The sequence below is a fragment of the Haloferax sp. ATB1 genome (assembly GCF_000730175.1).
This window is the reverse complement of the sequence record NZ_JPES01000039.1, coordinates 1-24,227: the sequence shown is the minus strand read 5'-3', so window position 1 is coordinate 24,227 and position 24,227 is coordinate 1. Positions and strand designations below refer to the sequence as shown.

The 24,227-nt window shown below is 58.4% G+C and carries 21 protein-coding genes and 4 pseudogenes; 7 read left to right on the top strand and 18 right to left on the bottom strand.

Going from position 1 to position 24,227, the window contains the following annotated elements; translation table 11 throughout:
• Window positions 1-788: 788 nt before the first annotated feature.
• The 4 genes and pseudogenes from ATB1_RS06290 to ATB1_RS06275 all read right to left on the bottom strand — a co-directional run bounded on the left by ATB1_RS06290 (window position 789) and on the right by ATB1_RS06275 (window position 4,324).
• A pseudogene (locus tag ATB1_RS06290) lies at window positions 789-1,986 on the bottom strand (RNA-guided endonuclease TnpB family protein).
• 87 nt (window positions 1,987-2,073) lie between these two features.
• Window positions 2,074-2,250, bottom strand: a complete 177-nt coding sequence (locus ATB1_RS22330) for a hypothetical protein (protein WP_198526048.1) — start codon at window positions 2,248-2,250, stop codon at window positions 2,074-2,076.
• A gap of 242 nt (window positions 2,251-2,492) precedes the next feature.
• Entirely contained in the window at window positions 2,493-3,980 is a 1,488-nt protein-coding gene (locus ATB1_RS06285; protein ID WP_128081414.1) for a hypothetical protein, read from the bottom strand.
• 146 nt (window positions 3,981-4,126) lie between these two features.
• Window positions 4,127-4,324 (bottom strand): hypothetical protein, encoded by a 198-nt coding sequence (locus ATB1_RS06275; RefSeq protein ID WP_042662737.1) that lies wholly within the window; start codon window positions 4,322-4,324, stop codon window positions 4,127-4,129.
• A gap of 256 nt (window positions 4,325-4,580) precedes the next feature.
• On the opposite strand from ATB1_RS06275, the gene ATB1_RS06270 reads away from it, so the two are divergent.
• Entirely contained in the window at window positions 4,581-6,320 is a 1,740-nt protein-coding gene (locus ATB1_RS06270; protein WP_128081413.1) for a hypothetical protein, read from the top strand.
• Between the two features lie 158 nt (window positions 6,321-6,478).
• Complete coding sequence (locus ATB1_RS06265) at window positions 6,479-7,288, top strand: hypothetical protein (RefSeq protein WP_128081412.1); 810 nt, start codon at window positions 6,479-6,481, stop codon at window positions 7,286-7,288.
• Between the two features lie 157 nt (window positions 7,289-7,445).
• Here the strand turns inward: ATB1_RS06265 and ATB1_RS24070 are convergent.
• Together ATB1_RS24070 and ATB1_RS06260 are read right to left on the bottom strand one after the other, a co-directional pair.
• A pseudogene (locus ATB1_RS24070) lies at window positions 7,446-7,676 on the bottom strand (hypothetical protein); the annotation flags it as partial.
• 177 nt (window positions 7,677-7,853) lie between these two features.
• Window positions 7,854-8,234 (bottom strand): hypothetical protein, encoded by a 381-nt coding sequence (locus tag ATB1_RS06260; protein WP_042662734.1) that lies wholly within the window; start codon window positions 8,232-8,234, stop codon window positions 7,854-7,856.
• 341 nt (window positions 8,235-8,575) lie between these two features.
• Here ATB1_RS06260 and ATB1_RS06255 point away from each other — a divergent pair, with 341 nt between their 5' ends.
• A complete protein-coding gene (locus ATB1_RS06255) occupies window positions 8,576-9,487 on the top strand; it encodes a helix-turn-helix domain-containing protein (RefSeq protein ID WP_042662733.1) in 912 nt (303 codons plus the stop codon).
• Between the two features lie 82 nt (window positions 9,488-9,569).
• Here ATB1_RS06255 and ATB1_RS06250 read toward each other — a convergent pair.
• The 3 genes and pseudogenes from ATB1_RS06250 to ATB1_RS06240 form a co-directional block, all read right to left on the bottom strand.
• Window positions 9,570-10,013: pseudogene (locus ATB1_RS06250) on the bottom strand (hypothetical protein).
• Between the two features lie 272 nt (window positions 10,014-10,285).
• Window positions 10,286-11,350 carry a TrmB family transcriptional regulator gene (locus tag ATB1_RS06245; protein WP_042662732.1) on the bottom strand — a complete coding sequence of 355 codons (1,065 nt, stop codon included), beginning with the start codon at window positions 11,348-11,350 and terminating at the stop codon, window positions 10,286-10,288.
• Between the two features lie 110 nt (window positions 11,351-11,460).
• A complete protein-coding gene (locus ATB1_RS06240; RefSeq protein WP_042662731.1) occupies window positions 11,461-13,470 on the bottom strand; it encodes a glycoside hydrolase family 15 protein in 2,010 nt (669 codons plus the stop codon).
• A 97-nt stretch (window positions 13,471-13,567) separates the two neighbouring features.
• Between ATB1_RS06240 and ATB1_RS06235 the strand changes: the two genes are divergently transcribed.
• The 4 genes from ATB1_RS06235 to ATB1_RS06220 all read left to right on the top strand — a co-directional run bounded on the left by ATB1_RS06235 (window position 13,568) and on the right by ATB1_RS06220 (window position 18,293).
• A complete protein-coding gene (locus tag ATB1_RS06235; protein ID WP_042662730.1) occupies window positions 13,568-15,058 on the top strand; it encodes an extracellular solute-binding protein in 1,491 nt (496 codons plus the stop codon).
• A gap of 63 nt (window positions 15,059-15,121) precedes the next feature.
• Window positions 15,122-16,114 (top strand): carbohydrate ABC transporter permease, encoded by a 993-nt coding sequence (locus tag ATB1_RS06230; protein ID WP_042662729.1) that lies wholly within the window; start codon window positions 15,122-15,124, stop codon window positions 16,112-16,114.
• Window positions 16,114-17,112, top strand: coding sequence for a carbohydrate ABC transporter permease (locus tag ATB1_RS06225; RefSeq protein ID WP_042662728.1), 999 nt, complete (start codon window positions 16,114-16,116; stop codon window positions 17,110-17,112). The genes ATB1_RS06230 and ATB1_RS06225 overlap by 1 nt, the downstream gene beginning before the upstream one ends.
• Window positions 17,113-17,114: 2 nt before the next feature.
• Window positions 17,115-18,293 (top strand): ABC transporter ATP-binding protein, encoded by a 1,179-nt coding sequence (locus tag ATB1_RS06220; RefSeq protein ID WP_042662727.1) that lies wholly within the window; start codon window positions 17,115-17,117, stop codon window positions 18,291-18,293.
• A gap of 458 nt (window positions 18,294-18,751) precedes the next feature.
• On the opposite strand, the gene ATB1_RS06215 is transcribed toward ATB1_RS06220, so the two are convergent.
• The 9 genes and pseudogenes from ATB1_RS06215 to ATB1_RS06175 all read right to left on the bottom strand — a co-directional run.
• Window positions 18,752-19,672 (bottom strand): DUF2255 family protein, encoded by a 921-nt coding sequence (locus ATB1_RS06215; RefSeq protein WP_042662726.1) that lies wholly within the window; start codon window positions 19,670-19,672, stop codon window positions 18,752-18,754.
• A gap of 98 nt (window positions 19,673-19,770) precedes the next feature.
• Window positions 19,771-20,028: pseudogene (locus tag ATB1_RS06210) on the bottom strand (hypothetical protein); the annotation flags it as partial.
• Window positions 20,025-20,621 (bottom strand): helix-turn-helix domain-containing protein, encoded by a 597-nt coding sequence (locus ATB1_RS06205; protein ID WP_042662725.1) that lies wholly within the window; start codon window positions 20,619-20,621, stop codon window positions 20,025-20,027. The gene ATB1_RS06205 and the pseudogene ATB1_RS06210, both read right to left, overlap by 4 nt.
• Before the next feature lie 48 nt (window positions 20,622-20,669).
• Entirely contained in the window at window positions 20,670-21,005 is a 336-nt protein-coding gene (locus tag ATB1_RS06200; RefSeq protein ID WP_042662724.1) for a hypothetical protein, read from the bottom strand.
• A complete protein-coding gene (locus tag ATB1_RS06195; protein WP_042662723.1) occupies window positions 21,005-21,298 on the bottom strand; it encodes a hypothetical protein in 294 nt (97 codons plus the stop codon). The genes ATB1_RS06200 and ATB1_RS06195 overlap by 1 nt, the downstream gene beginning before the upstream one ends.
• A 159-nt stretch (window positions 21,299-21,457) precedes the next feature.
• On the bottom strand, window positions 21,458-21,922 hold the full coding sequence (locus ATB1_RS06190) for a hypothetical protein (protein ID WP_042662722.1): 465 nt from the start codon (window positions 21,920-21,922) through the stop codon (window positions 21,458-21,460).
• A complete protein-coding gene (locus ATB1_RS06185) occupies window positions 21,919-22,170 on the bottom strand; it encodes a ribbon-helix-helix protein, CopG family (RefSeq protein ID WP_042662721.1) in 252 nt (83 codons plus the stop codon). Before ATB1_RS06185 ends, ATB1_RS06190 begins: the two co-directional genes overlap by 4 nt.
• 200 nt (window positions 22,171-22,370) lie before the next feature.
• Window positions 22,371-22,808: a hypothetical protein gene (locus ATB1_RS06180; RefSeq protein ID WP_042662720.1), complete on the bottom strand. Its 438-nt coding sequence runs from the start codon at window positions 22,806-22,808 to the stop codon at window positions 22,371-22,373.
• Window positions 22,809-23,354: 546 nt separating this feature from the next.
• A partial coding sequence (locus tag ATB1_RS06175; RefSeq protein ID WP_042662719.1) for a primase-associated protein occupies window positions 23,355-24,227 on the bottom strand: 873 nt, incomplete at its 5' end.

Below are 24,227 nucleotides of genomic sequence, written 5' to 3'. Positions count from 1 at the left end.
CCCTGGGGCGCGAGCGAGAGCGCGCCATAGGGAGGCCACCCAACCAGCACCGCGCGCCGTCCTGCCGAGCGGAGCGAGGCAGGGCTTGGAAGACGAACGGAGTGAGTCTTCCAGCGACCCGCCCGGAGCGAGCGGCCAGCTTTAAGCCGTTTCTCGCGTCCGGCCCGGACTGCGGGTCCGTGTCCAGGGCGACGGTCGTGAGCACGGCGAGTCGTGGTGTGACTCGCCGCGCGGAACGGCCCAAAGCGCTGGAACGCGAAAGCCCGCGAGGGGCGCAACCGAAAACGCGCTTAATGCTGGCGTCGAAGGCACATGCACTTTAGCCCGGAACGCGGTCGAGTGACGGAGGAACGAGACCGCGTCAGCCCGGAATGGTCGGTCGCGAGCGACGCGGAGGGCGGAATGCGGCGAGCGGTGCGTGCCGTCCGAACTCCATCTAATCGAGGAGTGCCCGCGTACCCGGAGTGATATCCCGCGTTCCGAGACGGAACGATATCCTCCACAGGAGGATGTGAACGGGTTTCGATCCAACTACGCCAGAAACGTCACCCACGAGGGTTTCTCGCTCGGTTCCTGGTGGATCGTGGCACTATCACGAGTGCACCCACCCCGCGACGAGTCATCGCCTCTCAGTTTTCAAGACAGGCTCTCTCATCGCAGGTCATTGATTCACTATGCGTTGACTGCCTACCTACGGGCGTAGGAAGCCCACCCGGAGTGACATCCTCGCCTCATGGCCCCTCGCACAGGAGGGGAGTACCGAGGTTTCGGGACTGTACTCGTGAGCGTCATCGCTGTGACGAGCTCTCCTCACGAGGTCCTGTGGCACTGTCACGGGTGCGCCCATTCCGTAGCGTGTCATCGCTGCCCGGTTCCCTGGGGCAGCTCTCACCCCACGGATTGAGGCGACCAGCGATGTTGGCCGCCGCGTTGATATCGGCCTGATAGACCGACACCCAGCAGTCGTCGTTGGGACAGCGGAACTCCGCTTGCTTGGGACGGGTTCCAATCTCCCCGCACGCATGGCAGATCTGGGACGTGTAGGCTGGGTCGACGTACCGAACAGGAATCTCTGCGTCGGCAGCCTTGTCTGCGAGTCGCGTTTGCAGCTGGTCGAAGGCCCACGCATGGAGTCGCCGATTCATATGTGGGCCGAAGTCGAGGTCGTCTTGGATCGAGGTCAGCTGCTCTAGGACGATTACCGACTGATCGAACCCGGCAGCATACTCCACAGCGTTTCGTGTCGCCGTCTCGATCTCGTCCCGAAGCGCATTTCGGAAGTACGCTGCCTGCTCGTCAATTCGCCACTCTGCGGCGTCACGTTCTTGGAGTCGTTGGAGTGTCGTCTGTAGCGTCTGGTTGAGGTGTCGGGCTCTGCCGCCATCGACAAGCAACGGATCGACTGGCCGCCCGTCCAGAAGCGCACAGCCGGTCAAGAGGATGGCTTCGCCGACGTCGAAGCCGACCGGCGTGCAGGTCTCGCAATCGACCTCGGGTTTCGTTGTTGGGAGTTTGAGGGGAACGTGCAGTTCCCAGCGGGCCTGTCGCGGCCGGGTGATCAACTGTAACTGCCCGGCAGTAGCCTCGCCGTCAAACAACTGGAGCCACCACTTGCGTTGGTCTGGATTAATTGCGAGCGGAATCCAGAAGTTGGTGCCACGGCCAGGTTGGGGAACTTCCCAGCAGAATGCGTGCGTCCGGTCGGTGGAATGATCGAATACCGCCGCTCGGTTGGGTCTCGCTGAGTTCTGCTGACCCGCTCTTGAGGAGGCCTGGAACATGGCGCTTCAACGCGTCCTTCGCTTGGTACGGGAGGTCGTAGGGCGTTACAATATCGTTGACCGCCGTCATCGTCGTTGCGTTGGCGTCGAAGGCCTCACAGAGGGCTTCCCGATAGGTCGACCGCAGATTCAGAAGCTTCTGCTCCTTATTCGATGTCGGCTCGACGAGCGACGCAACGACCGTTCGGATTCGTTCGTCTGGCATGGTTGGTCGAGGCACGTTCTGCACTTCCGCGCACCTCCGCCCATCGCGGGCGCGAAAAAACAAACGGGGAGTCGAACGGGATTCACCTCACCGCTTGCTGTTGCCCCACATTCGTGGGACATAGCCAAGGTCTTCGACGTCGTCCGCATAGTCTCGGAGGAGATTGACGAGGACGAGTTCGGGAACACCGGATGCTGCCTGTTCGACTAACCACTCTTCGAGGTTGACCTCTGCCTGTTCGATCTCGTTGAGGTCAACCGACATTGATCGGGTTCACCCCACGTCGTTGGATACGCTGGTTCATTTTGCCTCACAGGCCTGTTGAAACGCCTGCGCCCCTGACTGGCGAAAAACAACTCTCTATCGGCGAGATTGGTGTAAGGGGTTCTGTAGGAAATCCTCAAATTATGACAAGAACCTTGTGCTGAATATCGAGGGTGAGTTCAGCGCCAGTCGTGGGTTGATTGCACGTAGTGGGTGGACCCCCAGATGGGCGTGAAAATCTACTAACCGTCTGATTCTGCCTCTTTGGGGTCGATCTCTTCAACTAAGGACTCGACTTCAAACTCTTCGCTACCCACTAACTCCTCAATAGAGCCTATGATAGACGGCCCTCGCAACTCTGCTTCGAGGTCGTCATCCAACTGCCCGATTTCCTCTAAGAACCTACGGACGCCCGTTTTGACGCTTGCCCGTCCCTCAGATTCCACAAACTCCGTTACTGTGTCTCCCAAGTTAGCTGGGAGTAAGTCCTCGTCTTGGACGGCAACTCGTCGATGGAGTTCAAGTGCATTTTCATACCAGTAATGAGATTTGGCATGGTCGCGATAGAGCTCATCAGATCGGTCTAATATCGGTTTCAAGTCTGCTGTATCAACACCAGCTAATTCACTCAAGAGGCGCATGAAATTGTCTGGGAATTCATACGCCCGAGGGTTACCCTGCAGTATCAGGTCTAACTCGTCGCTCAGGATACTCACTAAATCATCAGGGCGATAGCGATAGATTTCGACGAACGCCTGTATGCATTCTTCTGGCCCAGAAGGAAAGCGATTTAACATGAAATTGAATAACTTCTCAACGACAGGCTTGAGGTCAGAATCTGCATCACAGCCCTCTTCCCGCAAGTAGATGGGGGCGTGTCCGATTTTTCGATGACCCACCTGGGCGGCATAATAGAGTTGCCAATCCGGTCCGAGGCTGCCATTTTCAGAGTACTCCTTGAGGCGAGAGGCGAGATCATCTGGGACGAGGTCTGGGCGTGTGTATCCGATTGAGGTCAGAGCGTACACAAGCCATCCCTGACGTTCGTCGGGCTTTCCTAGCAATTTCTCAATCGCTGGCACTGCCTCCGAAACTATCTCTGGGCGTTGGTAACCAATTGCCCCGAGTGCTTTGGCGCACTCTCTAGCCACTGCCCACTCGGAACTGCGCTTGTACTCTTTCCGATTCAAATTCGAGATGAGAGCATCAATCGCTGATTCAACAGTTGCCGGCGAAATTCTATGCAGATAGCCAGAATCGATCGGTACGTCCCTGATAAATCTATGTTGGTCGAGATCCTCAAGCATAGACGTCGACGCCATTGGATCTGATCCGTCCCACCGAGGCAGATATCGGTCGGGCGGACGTGTGCTCAAAAAGAACGCTAAGGTAGTCGCGGCTTCTTTCGCAGGTTGGATACGCCGTTCGTTCACTTGGTTGGTCAGGGCTGCGACGAGGGCGTCCAAATCACAGACGCGGGAGCAGAGCAACATATGCTCCCGAAGAATGACTGCTGCATTCGCACTAATTGCGAACTCATCATGATTCAGGCATTCAGCTACAGCCTCGACGAGAACTTCCCGAAGGGAGTTGACCTGATGCCGCTTATCTATATTCCAGTTCTTCTCTCGATAATCGTCAAAAGTTCCTTTTGGATCGTCTGACTCGAGTACAGCCTCAACCAGCGGTGTGAATTCCTTCTTGTTGATGTGCGCAATCCCACCAGTCATTGAGAAAGTGGGTAGCTGTCCTCAGATTCGTACGGCCATGGACTAGGGCTTAGTTTGATATCGTGGGACGTCCTCGGCCTGTCGGCAATCGGTACGCTCGCCATACGTGAGGGGTTGGAGAAGGGGAGCGAAAAGGGTTCGGAGGGCTACATGACCGCCAACCTCACAGTCCCACGTCCCTGCGGTGCGACACTGACTACACTGAGCTTGTGCGCGACCAGCCGCTCTAACACATCGACGGAGAGACCGACGCCGACGTAGACTATCTCGATGCTCCACCCCACGTCGTGGCTCTTTTCTCCGTTCTCGTGCTTGTTGGTGTGCTCCTTTACTACCTTCCTCAACCAGGCTACAGCCAGTCTCGCCTCGTTCTCTTTGGATTATCGCAGGTGCCGCCGTACTCGGGGGGCCGGTGTGGTACCTAGCCGTCACGCGTGGCCAGGACTACGAGCAGGCGACGCTGACAGCTCTCGCACGCGGCGATGGATCGACCCAGTGGATGGAGACGATTCCGGACATGACTGGCTCGCCAGCAGTCACAGTTTTGTAAGAATGCAAAAGGTTGGTTTATCAGCATACTGTCTGAACTATGATCCGATAATGGACGTAACTGAGGGCCCGCCCTTTGCGAACTCTCCTGATCATCTTGACCCCTCTGAATTTCACCGCCGAGATGACAGGCTCCGACGCGGCAATCATCCTCTCGCTAACGCTGATCGCGACGAAATTCTCACTTCTCTCCTCCGGACAATTCGTGCGAACGGAACACGTCGAACGCTGACGCAGTTCTATGTCCACAATCTCCTCCGGATGAATCTGTTGCGTCATGCGGATCAAAGTCGCACAACGTCGAACCCGACTGGCCTGGAGATTTCACCGGAGCAGGACCCTGGTCTCCCACCGCGACTCATTCAATTTGGCGTCGGTGCGGCCCTCCGGACTGATGCAGAAACGACCGATGCACAGTCGTTCGAGCAAATTGCGACGCACCTCCTCGAGATCAAGAACTGGTACGCTCGGCAGGGTGGTTCACTCCTCCCACTCGACTCTCCGATGGCAGACCCGTACTTCGGGATGGTCTGGCGTGAACTCACGACGCTTCGCCACGCAAGTGGCTTTCAGATGCTCGAAAAAGGGTACCGGGCGTACAAACCGTGGGAGCAGGAGATGGAGAAGCTACTCGGCTTTTCCATCGAGGATGCGGTGTACTATACGCGTGAACTCACGAATTGGATTACACCAAGATTAGAGGGGCAGGATAAGGAGGTCGCGAGATGGTGCCCGTCACTTTTAGACTTCTCTCAGAAAGCGATCGATCTCACGGACGAGGCGGTGTGGGTACCCGAAGAAACTCTTGTGGACTGGTGCGACGACAGCCCACGTTTCCATAAATTCCTTGATCGACTGACTGTTGTACCGGGAGCTGTCTCCGGGTTTCGAACACCGGTGGATGTGAACCCATTAGAGCGAGCTCCGCTCGTCCGAACTGGTGATGAGTACCTGCTTCCGCTTCCTCGCACTGTTCTCTATGCTCTCGCCAACACCTTTTACTACGATTTGATCGGTTCGGAGTATCAAGGCGCATTTCAGCTGCAATTCGGTGATTGGCTCGAGGAATGGACTGTGGATTGTCTCTCGAAAACCTTCTCGGAGGACGATATCATCCAGAACTACACCTATGAATACGATGGAGAAGATGTAGAGGGTGATATCCTGATCCTCCGCGACGATGAACCCATTGTAATCGAATGCAAGGGGAAGAAGCTTCGTGCTGAGACTCGTAAGGGAAACTTCGGTGGCATCGACGCGATTAAAGAGGACATCGAACGGGGAATCGGGGACGCATACCACCAGGCTAACCGGCTGGTGACAGGCGTTCAATCCGGCCAGATCACTGAGATCGAAACGTCGGATGGAACAACGGTCGGCCTGGAACCCTCGTCTTTAGAGGATGCCCGTCGGTGGCTTGTTCTGGGAGAGTCCTATGGGTCGATTGCGACTCGTGACTTCGCGAAGATACTGGATATGTCGCCTGTCCCCTACGTCTGCGATATCTATGATCTGCAGGTCCTTACAGAGGTCCTTGAGACTCCGGAGCGACTTCTCCACTACGTACGGCAACGGACTCGTCAAACGACGGTCCAACTCCGCCGTCCTGGTACCCAGTATGCAAATTCGAAAACGTTCAGTTCTGATGAGGTTGACTATTTAGCCGTCTACAGACGCAACGGCTGGGAGTTTCCACCGGGTGCGCAACGCATCACTGGAGCTGGAGACAACCTTCGGGAAGACGCCATCGATTCGATAATGGATAGAGGGGAGTTTCGATTCACGTTTTAATTTCTCGGCAGCGACGGTAACCGGTGGTGAGTGTGTCTTACCAAACTTTCGTTCAGTACCTGCCACGGATGTTTGGTAAGACTATCCCGCTCAGACGACACGAATATATGCATTCGATTTGAGGAATCTGGTAAGCAGCAATGTCGATGGATCATCTCATGGACGACTTCTGGGAGAATATCCTGAAGGAGTACCATGAGATGGATAATTCGTCCTTTGACAAAGAAGAGGATTTCATCCAAGAGACAGTCAAACGGTTTCGCGGGAAGTCGACTCACTCCGCTGCAGGCTCTGTGACTACCACGGCTCGGTCGGTCCATCAATCGCCCAGAGTGCGCTATGATTTGAACAACGGCAAAAATGTCACACGAGAACTCGCGGATATTCTCTATATCGTTAATTCGAACTACCCCACTGGGTCACATGAAACGCGAGCGATGCTCTCACAGGCAAAATTCGCCAAATCACCACCATCTTGGAATATCGACTTGTATCAATACGACCTGATTCACCAGCTTCCGGAGTTCACCGTCGTCTCACCACGAACCTACGAGGACTTCGATGTGAGTGGCCTGAGTCATACGAGCTTCGCGAACTTCGTTATGGCAAGCCGATTCTCTGACCCGTTCTACCTCTCGTCCGATCGCATGGATGAGGCCCTCTCCAATTACAATCTCGCTACGGACAGTGCGACATTCAATCCGGACCGTTATCACTCAGACCCCAAACCGACGCCATACGAATACAGCAAATCGATTTTGAAGCGACTCGTCAGGCGGACGTACGGACAGCGGATCAGGGCTGGAACAGAGGTTGACCGGCTGATCGATCATCTCTACGATATCGTCGACGGCAGTTATACAACGAAGTCGAAGCCCCGGACAGATGGTGGCTCAAACGAGGTCGATGACCCCGCGACATTTGCAATCATCGAGATCGATGTAGAGCTCGACCAGTATCTAGAGTAGCGATTAATAGGCATCTCTTCCTGCTTGGTGAGACTCGATCGGCTCACCGAAAAACTGCCGCGATTCGTGCCCTCGTAACACAAACAATTTCCTGTGTTCTCGACATGTTCGTCTTCATCGGCTGCAAGGAACACGTAAGAAGACGATAGTTTCAGTGTCAGAGCTCCTCAAGCAACGATCTCGCTCGTTGCACGTTGCTGTTCGTGCCCCGGCTACGGGCCTCCCTAATTTCATCGAGGACCAGCCTAGCATCAGGAACTGAGAGTTGTTCAGTTCGAACGAGAACGGAGAGCAGCGTTGGTGTCGTGACGAGCCGGGTAACCGTGAGTAAGGCGTGGATCAATCCAAATTAAATAAACCCCTCACAGAGGAGGAGCACGGAACCGAGCAGGAACCGCACCGACTGGAGCGGAAGCCCACTCGGGAGGGTCGGTCACGAGCGACGCGACGGGTGGTGGGGGCGAACAGGGCGGATCGTACGAATCACAGAATGTAGACGGGTCTTGAGAGACTGACCGACTGGGACCTTCCCTAACTATACTTAAACCGAAAACCGAGCAAAATCCTACTCAAACCTCGTCCGGCGATTTCCGCCCTTATCGACAACCCATCCGTAGAAGTTCGCACCTGTCTGGCCAGCGCTTCGTCGGAATGCCGTGTGTTGGTCAGGGTCGTCATCTGGGTCCGTTTCGATTTCAACGATACGGGTCCCGCCCCGTTTGGTGGCATACACATCGGGCTGATGTCCGTTGACCGTTGGTGGGCTCCCATAACCGTGTCCTGAGATATCTGCCTTAACATCCCAGCCTTTCTTTTCGAGATCTCGGGCTTCGGCAAGTACTCCTTTGTCGTGCGCCTTCTGTACGTCGCGACTCCGGTGAGCCATACCTGATAATGTCTCCTTGGTGTTATGAATATTGTTGATGATTATTCCAGCAACCAGCATTCAGCGACTACTTGCAACCCCTTTCTTTAACCGATTCGATGCCTGTGTCGCGAACGACGCGGAGGGCGGCAGCGGCGAGCGGGGCGGGCCGTAAAGAAACACCGTTCAACCACTCTCGGCACTCAGTAACCCAGCCGCCATCCTGGCGGACTCAGAAAGGGCGAGGCCGTCTCGGTCGTCCCCCGACCCCGCAAGCACCACAGGCACGAGGAGCGCAGCGGTGGTCGCGGGATGCCGAGCGGCCGAGGGCTTTCATCCGTTATGCCTATGTTCGACAGAGTCAGCTCTGCGTTGCAAAATACCGAACTGATTTATATATCGGTTCGCTAGTATGCAACAGTATGCTCACAGAAGGTGAGGTTCGCGCCCTTACTGCCCTCCATGGTGAGCAGACGGTCTCTGACCTTGCAGCGAATCTCGATCGGAGTCTCAGCTACACCTCAGAACTCGTTGAGCGGCTCGAAACGACTGGCCTCGTCGAGACACGTCGACAGGGGAAAACAAAGCGGATTCGACTGTCGGACGCAAAGGCCCTCGAGTTACTTACGGATCTCACCCAGCAGTATTCATACATCGACTGGCCGGAGCTGTTGTCAGGGGCAGCCCTCCGTGCGTGCTACTACCTCGACACCCCACGGACCGCGACCGAACTCGCACACCGCGCCGACGTCCACCGAAGTACCGTCCACCGTGCGCTTGCCCCGCTTCAGCATCGCGGAATCGTCTACCAAACTGACGACGGGGCGTACACACTGAACGACGGCTTCGAACAGCTGAGCGTGTTCGCTCGTGAGTTGGCCCATCACGTCCACCGCCAGACTGTTGAAGAACAGACGGACACCTACACGATTCTGTGGGAATCGCTTGACGAGTTCCTTGTGCAGACGCCGACTGAGATCGCCGACGAACACTTCATTCCGACAGGGCCAGACCAGCTCCAGCGATACGGTCTCCCGCTGTTGGCACGTGACCGCAGACACTACCTCTATTCGGAGACAGTGAGCAAGCTCTCCCCGGAGCTGTTGTGCTGCCATATGCTCGTGCTTGATTCCGGCCCACGAACGCAGTCATACTGCCTGCTCCTGCTCAGTCACGTCGACATCGACCGCGACGAACTCCGAGCCCAAGCCACCAAGTACGGCGTCGACGACCTCTGCACCTATCTCGACACCAGCGGTGCCCAGCGGACGTCGCGACTTCCCGAGTGGGAGGACTTCCTGGAACTGGCTGAGGAGTACGAGGTGGCGCTATGAGGGCACGGTTTGATAGTTCATACAAGGGAGATGCTGAGCGGTCACAAATCCTCGTACGATGCGTCTCCTTTTCTCCCGTCCCTCAGCTACGGTTCGAAACCAGGTCTTCGATGAACCGGAACCCGTTCACGAACGTCACCGAGTCCCCGTACCCCTCGCTCGCGAGCACAGTTTCGGCCCCCTCGCCTGCCGCGATATCCGTCGTGTAGATGTAGACCTCAGTCACCATTCCCGCACTTAGATGCTAGGCAGCGAGGGCCGCGAGTGCGGCGTCCGCTCGCTCGACTTCGTCGGCGGGCCGCTCGTCGGCGTTCGCGATGTACCGCTGGACGCCGTCCATGGCTCGCGAGACGACCGGCTCGGAGAACTCGAGCGGCGCCGCAACCGTCGCCCACCCCTCGTCGATCGCGGTGTCGACGGGTGGCGCCTCGACATCGGGGTTGTCGTCAGTTAGCTCCTCGTACACCCATTCGGGGAGGACGAAGGGCGATATCGTACTATACCACAGAAACCGCAGTCGAGTCAGTCGGCGCGTAGAAGGTCGACGACGAAGATGGCCCCCGGGGATTCGTTGTCTTCGGGTCGAGTCGAATAAGTACCGGCACCGGAGGCAGATAGCGGAGTAGCCGGCGTCAAAGCTCCCTCCTGAAACGTGAGGCCAGTTCGTGGACGAGCAAAGCGGACCTTCACGCTACGTGAGTGACGTCGAAGGTTGGGGTGGACTTGACCGGGAGGAAAACAGAGGCGATCCACGCACGGCAGTCCATCACGACCGGTCGGTGAGCAAGTGCAAGGTGCCTACTCCTGTTCCGCATCGCTGACCGAGCGGAAGACGACGCGCTGAGCCTCGAAATCCTCCAAGAACGCCTTCGAGCCACCGACGGTAAACGTGTCGTCAGGCGTCTCAACGACGAACGACTCCTGGGTCGGAAAGTCGTTCGAGAAGGGCCGAACGAGGCTTTGTTTCACCGCCACGATCGTCCCAGTGGTCGTCTCGAACGCCGCGTTGCTCTGGGTGGGACGGATGTCCATCTCGGCCGTGACGACAGCTCCGTCCATCAGATGTAGCGTCGCGTCGAACACCGCGTGACGGAAACTCGTGAACGTCGCCGGCAGTTCACTTTTCGACCCGACGTGCACCTGCTCGCCCATCGGCCAGTAGTTGGCGATGAACGAGTCGAACAACGAGGAAACGATGTGCTCCTCAGCGTGGTAGATGGCATATTCATCGGAGTTCGAGTTCAGAATCGCATCTGCCGAGGCGATGATACCGTCACGCCGGTCAACAGTGAGCGTCACTGGGGCTGGGGCGCTCCACGTCTGGATGATACTTGCGGTCGCACCGTCGATTGAAGTCGTGCCGTCATACTCCGTGACGAGAAGCATGCAAAATACTCCCCGGCTCTGAGCCTCTCTGAGAGAGTCCTCGACCCGATGCAGCACCGATGCGGGAAGTGCGAGAACGAGTTCCGATTCAGCGGCGTCGATCAGCTTGTTGAGCTGAGCGAGTATCGTCCGTCGAGATTTGATGATACTGAACTTCTGCTGTTCGTAGCTCTCGGAGTCAAACAGGTCCTCTAGCTTGGACTCAACGGTCTGTAGTTGGGAAACGAGATTAGCGATGCCCTCTGCGGGCGGAATCGCTCGTAACTGCGTCGGTTGAACGTGATCATCGATTTCGATGAGGTTGCGCTCCTCGAGTTTTCCGACGATATCGTACGCGTAACTCTTGGAGATGTCAGCCTCTTCGGAGACGACCCGGATTGTCGTCGCCCCGTTACGGAGTATCGTCACGTATGCTCGCGACTCCTTGTCCGAGAGCCCAATCCTCATGAGGCTGTCCACCACCTCGTCTTCCACCATACCCAAGTGTTCGGCCAGCGGGGGATAAATCTTAGTAAAGATGAGAGTACAGGTAGGGGAGTTGTCCGACGCGTGACCGCCTCGGACTCCGCTATTCGAATGTAACAACCCTACTCGGTGCAAGTACCTCGGGTGACACGGGACGCGTGCGTGGCTAATCGAATAGCGTGAGACCAACCCAACGGCGTTGCGCTGTCCGGCGCTCCGGTGTCGAAGAACTGCTCTGGGAGGTAGCCCGATGGAAGGCACAGACTGCCGTTGAGATCAATTTCGTCGAACAACCGGTCCGCCCACTTCTCGGGGTCGTACTCGTCCGTCGACGAGAAGAGTCGAATCGACTTCTCGGCCGCGTACGCGCCCCAGCCAGTCGAGACGGTCCAAATCTTCTCGCTCCCCTGCCCTCGCTGCCGCCACGTATCGCCCTCGAATCGCGTGAGTCCGGAGATGTCGCCGGTCTCTTTCCAGAGCCTGGAGAACGCGGTGTGGAGGTGACGCTCAAGCCGCCGCAATCGCGTGTCGCCGATATCCTCGATGGCCCGGTAGGCGAGGTAGGCGTCAACGAGTGAGAAGGTAGTGCTGTCGACTCGATCGTCCAAGTCACCGTCCCCGTCGTCTAATCGGAGCGCGTAGATACCCTCGTCGGGGACCCACGCCATATCGAGTGCGTCGAAGACCTGCGTTGCCCGCGTAGCTGCACGCTCTCTGGTGGTTGCATCGCACGTGACGGCCGCAATCGTACTGTAGGCCTGAACGAACTTCGCAGCGGTGTGCGTGAAACGACCATTCGTATTCTCCCACGCGTTTTCACAGACCGTCGGAAAGCCATCGTCTTCCAGCGAGCTGTCGAGCCCATCTACTCCCGACTGTAACGCGCTCTCGATGGCCTCGACGGTGACGTTTCGGAGCGACTGTCGGTATGTCGAGAGGTACCCGGCGAGGAAAACGAGGACGCTCGCAGTCTGGTCGGCTTGGTACTGCGTTTCCGTGCCCTCGATGTGCCCGTTCGCCCACCCCGGCGCGAGCCGGCCGTTCATCGGCCACACTCGGTGAGGCCACCGACCGTCGGGTAACTGCGTCCGCAAGTAGAACTCGGCGCTCTGTCGGTGTGCCTCGGCTGCGCCGAACCCGAGCGCTTCGTCGGCTTCCAAGAGAAACGTCGAAACTTCTCCGTCGTCTCGAAACCACGTGTAGCCATAGCCGCCGGAGTACTGGTAGTATGGGTCGAAATCCGGCCCCGCAATTCGGGCCCCAGTCGGTGCGGAGAGTAACTCAAGGACCGAAAGGTCAGTCGCGACGAGCCGATCCGTGACCGTGGGGTACTGTCCGGCCTGCCGGGCCGTCGCGAGGAGCGAGGCTGAATCGCTGTTGGGTCGTCGCGTCCGGGTCGCGACCGCAGAGAGCGCATCCGAGCGCGACTGCGTTTCGATGTCCGACAGCAGGGTGACGAGACTGGTCTCACCATCCTCGAAAGCGACGCGGACTCCAACACCGCCGGTGAGGCGACTCTCCTCGTACTCTTCGGACGCACCGAACTCCGGAAACGACCGCGATTCCGCGGCGAGTATCTCGTCGAACCGCTCGAGTACTTGGGGCGTACACTCCACGAACTCAGTCGAGGTGCCGAGATAGTCGTGCTCTCGGTTGTGATACACCTCGACGGCGTCGTCGTGGACGAGCTGCCCAACGCGCCCATCTCGCCCCTCCGGGCTGATCTCGACGAACCCGGCCAGTTCGATATCTTCGGGTGCACCGTCGCCAAGCTCAAACGCCGTCGTGTGGGCGAGCCCGTCAGTAACGTCGCGTTGTACCACGTCGAATCCGTCGAGACGGTGCGTCGTCTCGACGAGCGAGCGACCCGCTCGGTACGTCTGGCTCCCCGTGTCGAGCGCATCGAACCACTCGACGGCGTCGCCGACACGGACGCCGAAGCGTGAGGACACGATGCCGCCGAATCCCGAAAGTGGGTACGAGTAGTCTCGGAGCGACCCGGCTGGTGAAACGTGAACGAGGCGTTGGTCCGACCCGCTGAATCTGCCTTGCCTCGTACGCCGTTCGCCCGGAAATACGTCGGTCGCGTCTTCGTTCTGCTTGTAATCGTCAAGTGACCGTCGGAGTCCCATACACCTACTGGCCACAGAGTTCAGATAAAGTTCTTGTGATATCTCAAATCTAATCCCTAAAGTATAAGTGGCCCTATTTTGATGAACAATTCGGACGATGACAACGAACCCAGAGACGAGCAAGACGACGAAGAAGAGCGTCTCACGACGGCGGTTTATCACCGCTGCTGGTGCGACGGGGGCCACAGCGGGCCTCTCCGGCTGTGCGAGTATGTTTGGCAACGGCTCCGACACCGGTGCACAGGTCGGTGAGTCCGAAAGCGGCGGAACAACCGTCGTCTGGGGCTTTGACGCGACTGTCGCACAGGACCACGCGGACCAGCTCCGCACGGCGCTACACGAGAAAGGAGGGCTGTCGGACGACATCCGTGTCGAGTTTCAGCCGGGCCAGCCGGACAGCGGGAAGCGTCGGGCGACGTACAACCGGCTCTTGAGCTCTCAGGAGACGACGCCGGATATGTTCATGATGGACAACGGCTGGGTGAACATCTTCATCCAGCGGGGACAGCTCGCTAACCTCTCGGAGGTTCTCCCCGAGAGCGCGCTTTCAACCATCGAAAACGAGTACTTCGGCGGATTCACCGAGACGGCCATCGACCCCGCCAGCGGGGACCTGTTCGGTGTTCCGCTGTACCCCGACTACCCGACGATGTTGTACCGGAAAGACCTCGTCGAAGAGGCGGGTTACAATCCGACCGAGGAGAACTGGGCCACCGAGCCGATGACGTGGAAACGCTGGTCGAACATCGCTGCCGAGGCACAGGACGTCTCGGGCGTCGATTACGGCTTTACCACCCAGTGGGACATCTACGTCGGCACCGCCTGCTGTACCTTCAACGAGGTGCTGTCTTCGTGGGGCGGCGCCTACTTCGGTGGTCGCGAGAACCTGTTCGGCCCCGTCGGCGAACGGCCCGTCACCGTCGATTCGGACCCGGTGGTCAACTCGTTGAATATGATGCGAAAGTTCGTCCACGACGAGAGCTTCGACGGGGAGTTCAGCGACTACGGCGGCGGCTTCACACCGACGAACATCCTCGGGTGGATCGAAGACAGTTCGCTCGCACCGTTCATCGACGGGAACGCCGTGTTCCACCGCAACTGGCCGTACGCGATTAACCAAGCAGCGTCGGAGTTCGGTGACGACCTCGGGACGATGCCGCTTCCCTATGGCGTCCCCGAAAGCGAGGCGCAGTTCCCCGGAACCGGTGGGTCCACCTCCGCACTCGGTGGCTGGCACATCACTGTCAACCCGAACAGCCAGAAGCTCGACGCTGTCACACAGGTCATCCAAGCGTCAATGCGCGAGGAGTTCCAGCTGTTCCTTCTGGAGATCGAGGGGTGGCTACCGCCGCGGGCGAGCCTGTTTAACTCCGAGACGGCTGCGGAGCTCGAACCGGCCGGCGACTACATGGACACGCTCCGCGTCGCCGGTGAGAACACGATGGCTCGACCGGTGACGGCGGTCTGGAACAACCAATCGAGTAAAATCGCGGAGCAGGCCAATCGCGCGGTCGGACAAGAGGTATCTTCGTCCGAGGCGATGGCGACGCTCCAGTCCAGCCTCGAAGAGACAGAGAGCAACAACTGACGAGCTGAGAGCTTTACACTTGACAGATCAAATCATGAGTCCCACATCTCTCAGAGGGGTAGTATGAGCGCCGATACGACTGCGAAGCCGGCACGCGAGTCACGGCAGTCGGGACCAGTCGTCGGCTTCTTGCGGTGGCTGGAGAACCTGAGCGACACGCAGTACGCGTACCTGCTGTTGACCCCGGTATTCGTCCTGCTCGGTATCGTGGCTATCTACCCGCTCTTGCGGACGTTCGAGCTGTCACTGTACGCCGTCTCGACCGACCTCTCTAATGTCCGGTTCGTTGGTCTCGACAACTACGTCGCGCTGTTCACCGGGGAGAAAAATCGGTACCTCCCCGGCGGGACGACGTTCCTCCCGACCGGGTTCGACGCCGCGAGTCTCCTCGATAGCGCCCTCGTAATCACTCTCATCTTCGCCGTGGCCAGCGTACTGTTCGAGACCCTCATCGGACTGGGACAAGCGCTCGTCTTAGATCAAGACTTCTACGGCCGACGGTGGGTCCGTGCGGCGATTATCATTCCGTGGGCCGTCCCAATCGTCATCCAAGGGATGATGTTCTTCTTGATGTTCGACTCGAACGTCGGGTTCGCGACGCCGATTCTCGCCGACCTCGGAGTAGTGGCACCAACCAACACACTGAACGACACGGTCAGCGCGACGTTCATCATTATCGTCGCCGACATCTGGAAGACCTCGGCGTTCATGGCACTACTCATCCTTGCCGGGCTCCAGAGCATCAATCGCAGCCTGTACGACGTGGCCCGCGTCGCCGGTGCGAGCAAGTGGCAGCAGTTCAGATACATCACGCTCCCGCTCATCCTGCCGACCATCGGGGTTGCGGTGTTATTCCGCTCGGTGCAGGCGATGCGCGTGTACGGTATCATCGATACTGTCTCGAGCTGTACCGTCGTCCCCTCACTCTCCTGTATGGTCGTCTCGACGTTCAACACGCACGAAGGAACGTCTGCCGCCATCGCGTTCGTTACGGCGGCCATCATCGGCGTCGTCGTGATGGGAATCATCCTGTGGCAGGGGGAGGACGCGATATAATGTCCAGCGAAACCGACGGCGCGTCAGACGACACCGGACCGCTCGCACGGTGGGCGCGGAATGCGATCCACAACCCACGACGTGTGTATCGAGCGTTGTTCTACGTCGCGATGGCGTTTTTCATGGTCACGACAGTATTCCCGTTCTACTGGTTACTCGTCCTCGCGGTGACGCCGCAAGGGAACCTGCTGTCCGGGAGTTTCCTCCCAACTGTCGAGCTGTTCGGCGTCAGCGGTACGTTTCCGCTCCCCGTTCCGAAGGGATTCAATCCGACAGCGTTCGTTACCGTCTTCGAGCAGGTCCCGTTCCATCTGTACGTCCTAAACAGCTTCGTGCTAGCTGCCACGACGACGGTTATCGTCCTCGTCGTCGCAAGCCTCGCAGGTTACGTGTTCGGACGGATTGAGTTCCCCGGGCGCGCGCTGTTGATGCTCGGTATCCTCGCCATCAGTTACTTCCCGCCGGCAGCGTTCGTCATCCCGCTGTTTCAGGCGTTCGCCGGGAACGCCCCGATAACGATTCCGTTCGTAGGGATCCCGCTATTCACACCGCCCCGACTGCTGAACACCCCGGGGTCGATGGTCATGCCATTTAGCGCGCTGTTCCTGCCGCTGTCGATATTCATCCTCACGACCTTCTACGGACAGATTCCCGACGGGTTGGAGGACGCGGCGCGGGTGGAGGGAACGACCCGACTGGGCGCGCTATTCCGCGTCATCGTGCCGCTTTCAGCACCCGGCGTGGCGACCGCGGGCGTCCTCACGTTCATCAGCGTCTACAACGAGTACTTTTTCAGCTCGATTATGGCGACTTCGCCCGAAGCGTCCAAGTGGTCGCCAATCGTCGGCGGGATTCTCAGCTACCAGACCCAGTACACGACGCAGTACAACCTCATGGCCGCAGCGAGTGTTGTCGGGGTCATCCCGGTCGTCGTCCTCGTCATCATCGCACAGGAACGCATCGTCAGCGGACTAACCGCAGGAGCACTTAAAGAATAACAATGGCACGACTACGACTCGAACACGTAAGCAAGCACTACGACGACGTAACGGCGGTCGATGACATGAACCTCGACATTGACCACGGCGAATTCATCTGCTTTGTCGGCCCGTCGGGTTGTGGGAAGTCGACGACGATGGAAAGCATCGCTGGACTTACGAAGCCGAGTGAGGGCGAAATCCACATCGGCGACCGCGAGGTGACGAACCTCCCACCGAAGGACCGTGGGGTGGCGATGGTGTTCCAGAACATCGCGCTGTTTCCCCACATGGACGTGTACGACAACATCTCCTTCGGGCTTCGCCTCCGCAACTACGACAAGGAGGAAATCGAGCGCCGCGTCGAGCGCGCCGCCGAAATCGTCCAGTTGCAGGGAATGCTCGAACGCATGCCCGACGAGATGTCCGGCGGCCAGCGACAGCGCGTCGCCATCGCCCGCGCCATCGTCCGTGAGCCCGATGTCTTTCTCATGGACGAGCCGCTGGCGAACCTCGACGCGAAGCTCAAGGTCCACATGCGGACCGAACTCCAACGCTTGCACAAGGAACTGGACACGACCATCATCTACGTCACCCACGACCAAGAGGAAGCGATGACGCTTTCGGACCGTATCGCCGTCCTCGACTCCGGACAACTCCAGCAGATCGACCCGCCGCTCGTCTGTTACAACGAGCCAGCGAACCTGTTCGTCGCGGGCTTTATCGGCTCGCCGTCGATGAACTTCGCCGAGGCGACGGTCACAGAAAACTCACTTTCGACGGCGTACTTCTCGCTTGCGTTCGATCCGGCGTCTGTCGAGGCTGTGGACGTGGGTGACGAGGTGACTGTCGGAATTCGTCCCGAAGATATCTATCCCGGCAGAATGCGTGTCGAAGTGGAAGACCCTTCTTCGCTCATCTCCACGCGTGTTGATATTCTCGAACCGATGGGCGACGAGATATTCGCATACATGTTGTTGGGCGAACGCCGTACATCGATGGACCAGTCGAGAGCCGATGACCAGCTGCTGATGAGTGTTGACCCCGACTCGACGATTCGAGAAGACACGGACGTCGAAGTCGTGATAGACCGGGGGAACGTCCACCTCTTTGAGACGGCGTCGGGCGAGGCACTCGCCCACGGTCTGTCCCCCGTTTCAGCCGACTTAGAGACCGAGACGACAGCCGACGAAGACGACTGAAACGGCCCGACGCGACGGCCTCGACGTCGCCGACGTTTCGACGAGCAGATGGACGACGTGGAGTCGCGTCCCCTCTGTATTCGGAGTGCGACTATCGTCGCGGGTTCCACCGAGATGGTTTGTGAGGCAGAACCGACACTTGGTACGGTTCGCAGGAATCGACGTACTGTACGAGGAACATTTGCTTCGCGTCGATCTCACTCGATCAGGATACGATCCGAGCTCTTCCTTTCGCTCTGCTCGTCCAGCGTTCCGTGGATAAAGCTCGTCATCAGGAACGTGGGCTAATTCGCCAAGTGGTCGTGTTCCTCAAAATCAGAGTAGGTCCGTCCTCTCTTGTGAATGGCTTCCCTCGTTATCGTATTTGAACTCATGCTCCCCTTCTTCACGAAATCACTATCTTCTTTCGAGGAGAGAATCCCGCCGTTTACGGCGGGGAGGATGTCACCAGGTTCCTTCTACAGTTCCCGAACGACTTCTGCCGGCACTCCCGCGACGACGGTGTTGGCAGGCACGTCTTTCGTTACTACGGCACCGGCGGCTACGACCGAATTTTCACCGATCGTTACGTCGGGCAGTATCGTCGCACCGGCACCGATCCACGCGTTGCGTTCGACAACGACCTCCCCCGGCACCAGCGTCTTTCGACGATCCACATCCACCGGGTGACCTTCGGACGTAATCGTTACCATCGAACTGATCATGACCTCATCTTCGATGGTGATGCCTCCCAGGTCCAGAAATGAGCAGGCGTGATTGATGAAAACGTTGCGTCCCACACTGGTATGCTTTCCAACGTTGATGTGAAACGGCGGGAAAATCTTCGTGCTCTCGTCGACTTCTTCGCCAATTATCTCTCCTACATAGTGCCGTATCTCGTCTACGTCTGTCGCTGTATTCAGCTTCCTCTTCAAGCCTATTGTTCTATTTACTTCCTCGGAGATCTTCTGATACCCGGGGTCGTCCATCGGGACCGGCTCACCGGCTTTCAGCCGATCGAAGATATCTCTCGGGAGGACTCGGATCGTCGAGGACCGGGCACGCTCGCTGATCATCGAGTCGAGGTACTGGCTTCCCTGGTACTTCGCGCGGTAGGCTTCGTCAATACGGTCGTTCAGCGCCTCGTCTGTTACCGACTCAAACGAGACGTCCTTCGTCATGCCGGCCACCTCGATTCGCCCGGCGTTTTCCCGAACGGCAGCCTGGTACCAACTCGAATCCTGACCGTTGTAGGCGCGCACATAGAGATTGCCATCTACAGCGACGCTCCAGATCCGCGTCGGTGTGCCGTAGGTTTCGCCGTCCTCACGGAACGGTGCAACGTGCAGGTCATCGGACTCAGCAATCTCGGTCAGTTCGTCTTCTGGCCATGAACTCATTGTTATCGCTTAACAGGGTGTTGTAGATCGACTTGCACTATAGTCTTCACTGCCTCTTGCTCATCCATCGCTTCGTAGCCGTCCGGCACGCGGTCGAGGTCAACGGTCTCCCTGACGATCGGCTCGGAGAACTCGAGCGGCGCCGCAACCGTCGCCCACCCCTCGTCGATTGCGTCGTCGACAGGCAGGGCTTCAATGTCGGGGTCGTCGACGGTCAGCTCCTCGTACACCCGTTCGGGCAGGACGAAGGCGATGTCGTTCCGGCGAGCGAACCCCCGGACGGCCTGGTACCGACTGTTCGACGGTTGCCCCATCGCGACGAACAGGCCGGTGTCAGCGATGTGGAGCCGGCTCACGCGTCGTCAGCGCTGTCGCCGTCGATGTCCAACTCGTCGAGTCCCGCCCCTGTGTCCTCGATGGCGTAGTGCTCGTGGACGACGGGCCGGAGCGCCTGGAGAATCATCTCCGCAGCTAGCGGCGAGATGTCCAGATCCTCGGCCATCAGGCGGTGGGTTACTTCCCCACGCTCCCGAGCGACGGCGTAGGTGAGCGCGGTCGCGAGGCCGGCGACGCCGTGGCGGTCGATGTAGGTGTCGATGTCCGCGTCCGTCTCCCGGCGGCCGACGGCGTCGATCAGCGCCGGCGTGATCGTGTACTCGCGGTCGCCCGCGGTCGTCGTCACGGTCAGTTCGATCTCCCGAGCAGCGTACCGGCGAGGCTGTTCGTCGTCGGTGACGTCGACGACGCCGGCGTCGACGAGCCGGTTGACGTAGCTGTAAGCGGTTCCCTGTGCGAGCTCGAGGTCGTCAATTACGTCCTGGACGGTCGCTTCCCTCTCCCGGGCGAGGTACGCGTACATCTGGGCGAGCTGTGGCTCCTCGAGGAGATCGGCGACCGAGAGGAAGTCCTGGACGATGTCGCCGTCGGCGCGGTTTGAGGTGTGTGACACGATTCGTTCTTGATTACAGTTTACAGCGAATCAGTAAAGAGTGTTGGGTCACTCCGCCGGCGTCGCGACGAGATGCTCCTCGAGGTCGCGCGTCCAGTACGTCGCGAGCCCACCCGGACTACAGCGAGCGCACAGCTGCAACGGGCCTTCCAGATGCCCTAGTTCGACCCGGAATCCCGTGAGCGCCGCGAGCGTGTCGACGACCAGCCCACAGCCGTCACAGGCGATGTGATCGCGCTTGTCGGGATCCGGCTCCGTCTGGATCGCGCAGTCGACGCAGATCGGGTGGGTGACCCGTTCGTCCTGTCCCCAGGTGTGCGCCTCGCCGACCTCGGCGCCGGGCGAGGCGTCGCAGAAGGCACAGCCAGAGAGCGTCTGTTGCATCACTCGGCCTCCACGTCGGCGTCGCGGCCGGCCGCCCAGCCACGGTGGAAGACGACCAGCTGTGTCGTCGAGTCGAACGTGGTGCCGCTCGGCTCGTGAACCAGAACTTGGTCCTCGGGAACCAAAGTGACGACGGCCGCGTCGACGAGGTCATTGACCAGGCGTTGGGCCACTTCGTCGTCGTCGACGTCCGCCGTGTCGACGCCGATGGCGTCGCGGTCCTGGGTGAGCTGTTCTTTCTCGAACTGTTCGTAGTCGCAACTCGTGTCGTCGTGCGGATCGGGACTAGGCATGGAGAGTCACGCAGAGCACCCTATTGTGCGCTGCACGTCTCACGGCGTGCACGAGAAACAGCCCAGTCGGAGAGTCAGTCCAGTTGCAGGTTGTGATAGCCGACGACGGCAACGCCGTCGATGAACAGAACAACCTTCGGAAAGTCGAGAACCGACAAATTAGCTCTCATCGAGGAGTGAGATACCGTGCTCAACCACAGCGTCAGTAACGAAGAGACTCGTTTCAGTCTGGAGCGCTCGCATCAGCTCAGCCGCCGCTGATTTCTCGAGTTCTCCCCGTGTAGACGCAAGCACGAGAATCCCAATCGAGCCATGGACTTCCACATCGTGATCGTTCGCAGCGTCTCGTGCTGCAAGGTCGTCAGTCAGGAGGACGGCAGCGCGTTCAGATGCGACGGCGAGTGCAGCTGTCTCACCGGGGTCCAACTCGACGCCAAGGCCGGTTGTATCACTCTCAACCAGTTCGTACTCTATGGTTTCGAGCGCAGGTGGGACCATCCCCGCCTCGAGTTCTTGGTAGACAGTCTGTGGAATCAGCAGCTCGTCGACGACCGAGAGCAATGCAAGCGCGTCAATCTCGTCGAGATGAATAATGGGGCCCGCATCAGCAACCGCGAGGATCACGCATTCAGTCCCCACCGAACATCGTCTTCGACGACCTGTACCTCCTGCTCTGCTCGCTTGACACGATCTCGACCGACGAGGTTGATTGCGGTCTCGCGGTCGATGTCGTCGTCGATGTATCGCGAGAGGACGAGGTCAACCCAGAGATCTTCGACGCCGCGTTCCAACGCCTGTTCGAGGATCTCTGATTCGGGGATACCCCGCGCTTCGGCGATTTCTTGCACCCGTTCAGTGAGATCCGTGGCCATGGGTAGATGATTGCTCTGTGGTGACTTAAACATCTGTGGACCCCCCCTCTGGGGGTTCTCAGAAACGACCTTGGACAACCGTTTCGTTCATGCTCACATCAACATCGTCCGAACTACCACTCTTCGCGAGATGAGGGTTCCGTTGGTGCTCGCTGCCACGCCGTTAACCAACACTGAGGGAGACTGCGGTTCTGTGTTGGTTAACTTGTGGGGGCTCGGAACTGATGAACGGGCTTCACGTGGAACGTATCTGGGTCAGTGTTCGGCGTCTCGTCAATTCGGTCAAGGGATAACTGTGAGAGTCGACTGACCAGTTCGTCACGAACTACTCCACGGCTGACTGTTGTTTCGTGCCAACCGAGACGTTCGTCGAAATACCGCTTCTGGAACCGCTGGCCGGCGTGGTCGACGGCGATGAACTGCGTCCGCTTCACCCCCGCTAGGTTCGTCGAGACGAACTCGGCTCCGATGTCTTCGTGGGTGAGTTCGACGAGTACACGCTCGATGAATGAGACGATGCCAGTTGGACTTCTGCCGTGGGGGAGCGACAGTTCGAGACCTGCCCACGGTTCTTTGCTCGGTTGCTCAGCCTGCTCGCTAGAGGGTCGTGATTGCTGTTGCTCGTGTTCGGAAGACATGGTTGTTGAGTGGGTACCTACGACGGCCCCCTCGCCCCTCTCGGGGGCGACAAACTCAACCGCGGATCACATCGTCAACCAATGAGTGAATTCTGATATATTGGCAAGAGGCGCTCGTCGTTTGATGGCCCCTCGGCCGGAGAGAGCCAGCGGCGTTTGCACCCGTGTACCCTAGCCTTCCTTTGGATGACTTTGGAGGTGCAGCGAGGATTGAGACACCCTTAGATTTAGTAAGAGACCCGTCGGGCAGTTCTCAGGTGTTACTAATGTCCTCGACGGGTTCCAAAAGATGGTGATGCAGCGAGATTGTGCTTGACGAAGTGTTGAAAGCCCCGTATTCGAGAGGATTGGAGTCAAATTAGAATCAAGCCCTAGCAGAACTGATCGACCCCAACTGATGAGTTGCAAGACTATCCTTCCAGCACGATACCCATCCTTGTCCAAATTGGTCGACTGAAAGCCTGAAAAGTGCATGACGGGTTTTCAATCTCCGTCACATCGCTGTCCGCCGAGAATAGTAACATACCTGATAGTTGTCTGTCTGCGTTAGAACTCGTTTCTGTTACCCCCCGTTCCACTTAGTTGGTCATACATCTCGTCCGGGAAGGGAAGGCTCCCCCAGATCGAGTAGGGGCACTGCTCCTGCCCAATGCAGTACCGCTGCATATCGTCGTTGTCACAGTTCATCGGAAGCGGGGTGTCGCCCCCAATGGTGTTCGAGAACTCGTAGCGAATCTGGTAGTCGGTGACTTGTTCGTCGTACCAGGGCCATCGCGAGAAGACGTCTTTGAGGTCTGTGACAATCGTCTCAAGGTCGCTGTCCTGATACTGTGGCAGCCACATCACCATCCGGGCGAAGTTGTACAGGTCCTTTCGGACTGGTTTCTTCTCGTGGAGGCGCTCGGCCATATTCGCCATACAGGGGAGTTCGAACAGGTCTTCGATTGACTCTACAGTGAGGGGCTGGACGCCACGCGAAGACTCCTGAATCCGATAGTGGTTCGTATTTCCGTGCTCTCGAATGGTCAGACTCCGGTGGTCGCGCTGGGATGCGAGAAGATTCCCGAGACTTCGAGGACTCGAGATGCGATTACACACGTCTCGCTTCCAGCCCGCTTCCGGATCGTAGGACTCCACTACTTCAAACAGCTCCTTCGCCGAGTGGAACTCCCCCAGTGAAACGACTTCGTCTGGAGCGTCTCGAATCGCATCTCTGATCACACGGATGGTCCGTTCACCGGGGTTCCAATCTCGCCAGATTCGTTCGTGGTGTCCCGTCTCGATGAAGCGGTCGATACGCTCTGTGATGGCTGACTCATTCGTCGTTAGCCACGTCAGCTGGTCTTCAGAGAGGTTTTCCTCCTGGACCCGCAGGAGCTTCTTGAACGCACGTCTGGCGTACTCGCGATACTTCGTGTC

Coding starts and splice junctions, on each gene's coding strand:
- ATB1_RS22330 (WP_198526048.1), bottom strand. CDS start 2,250: ATGTCGGTTGACCTCAACGAGATCGAACAGGCAGAGGTCAACCTCGAA.
- ATB1_RS06285 (WP_128081414.1), bottom strand. CDS start 3,980: ATGACTGGTGGGATTGCGCACATCAACAAGAAGGAATTCACACCGCTG.
- ATB1_RS06270 (WP_128081413.1), top strand. CDS start 4,581: ATGGACGTAACTGAGGGCCCGCCCTTTGCGAACTCTCCTGATCATCTT.
- ATB1_RS06265 (WP_128081412.1), top strand. CDS start 6,479: ATGGACGACTTCTGGGAGAATATCCTGAAGGAGTACCATGAGATGGAT.
- ATB1_RS06260 (WP_042662734.1), bottom strand. CDS start 8,234: ATGCTGGTTGCTGGAATAATCATCAACAATATTCATAACACCAAGGAG.
- ATB1_RS06255 (WP_042662733.1), top strand. CDS start 8,576: ATGCTCACAGAAGGTGAGGTTCGCGCCCTTACTGCCCTCCATGGTGAG.
- ATB1_RS06245 (WP_042662732.1), bottom strand. CDS start 11,350: ATGGTGGAAGACGAGGTGGTGGACAGCCTCATGAGGATTGGGCTCTCG.
- ATB1_RS06240 (WP_042662731.1), bottom strand. CDS start 13,470: ATGGGACTCCGACGGTCACTTGACGATTACAAGCAGAACGAAGACGCG.
- ATB1_RS06235 (WP_042662730.1), top strand. CDS start 13,568: ATGACAACGAACCCAGAGACGAGCAAGACGACGAAGAAGAGCGTCTCA.
- ATB1_RS06230 (WP_042662729.1), top strand. CDS start 15,122: ATGAGCGCCGATACGACTGCGAAGCCGGCACGCGAGTCACGGCAGTCG.
- ATB1_RS06225 (WP_042662728.1), top strand. CDS start 16,114: ATGTCCAGCGAAACCGACGGCGCGTCAGACGACACCGGACCGCTCGCA.
- ATB1_RS06220 (WP_042662727.1), top strand. CDS start 17,115: ATGGCACGACTACGACTCGAACACGTAAGCAAGCACTACGACGACGTA.
- ATB1_RS06215 (WP_042662726.1), bottom strand. CDS start 19,672: ATGAGTTCATGGCCAGAAGACGAACTGACCGAGATTGCTGAGTCCGAT.
- ATB1_RS06200 (WP_042662724.1), bottom strand. CDS start 21,005: ATGCAACAGACGCTCTCTGGCTGTGCCTTCTGCGACGCCTCGCCCGGC.
- ATB1_RS06195 (WP_042662723.1), bottom strand. CDS start 21,298: ATGCCTAGTCCCGATCCGCACGACGACACGAGTTGCGACTACGAACAG.
- ATB1_RS06185 (WP_042662721.1), bottom strand. CDS start 22,170: ATGGCCACGGATCTCACTGAACGGGTGCAAGAAATCGCCGAAGCGCGG.
- ATB1_RS06180 (WP_042662720.1), bottom strand. CDS start 22,808: ATGTCTTCCGAACACGAGCAACAGCAATCACGACCCTCTAGCGAGCAG.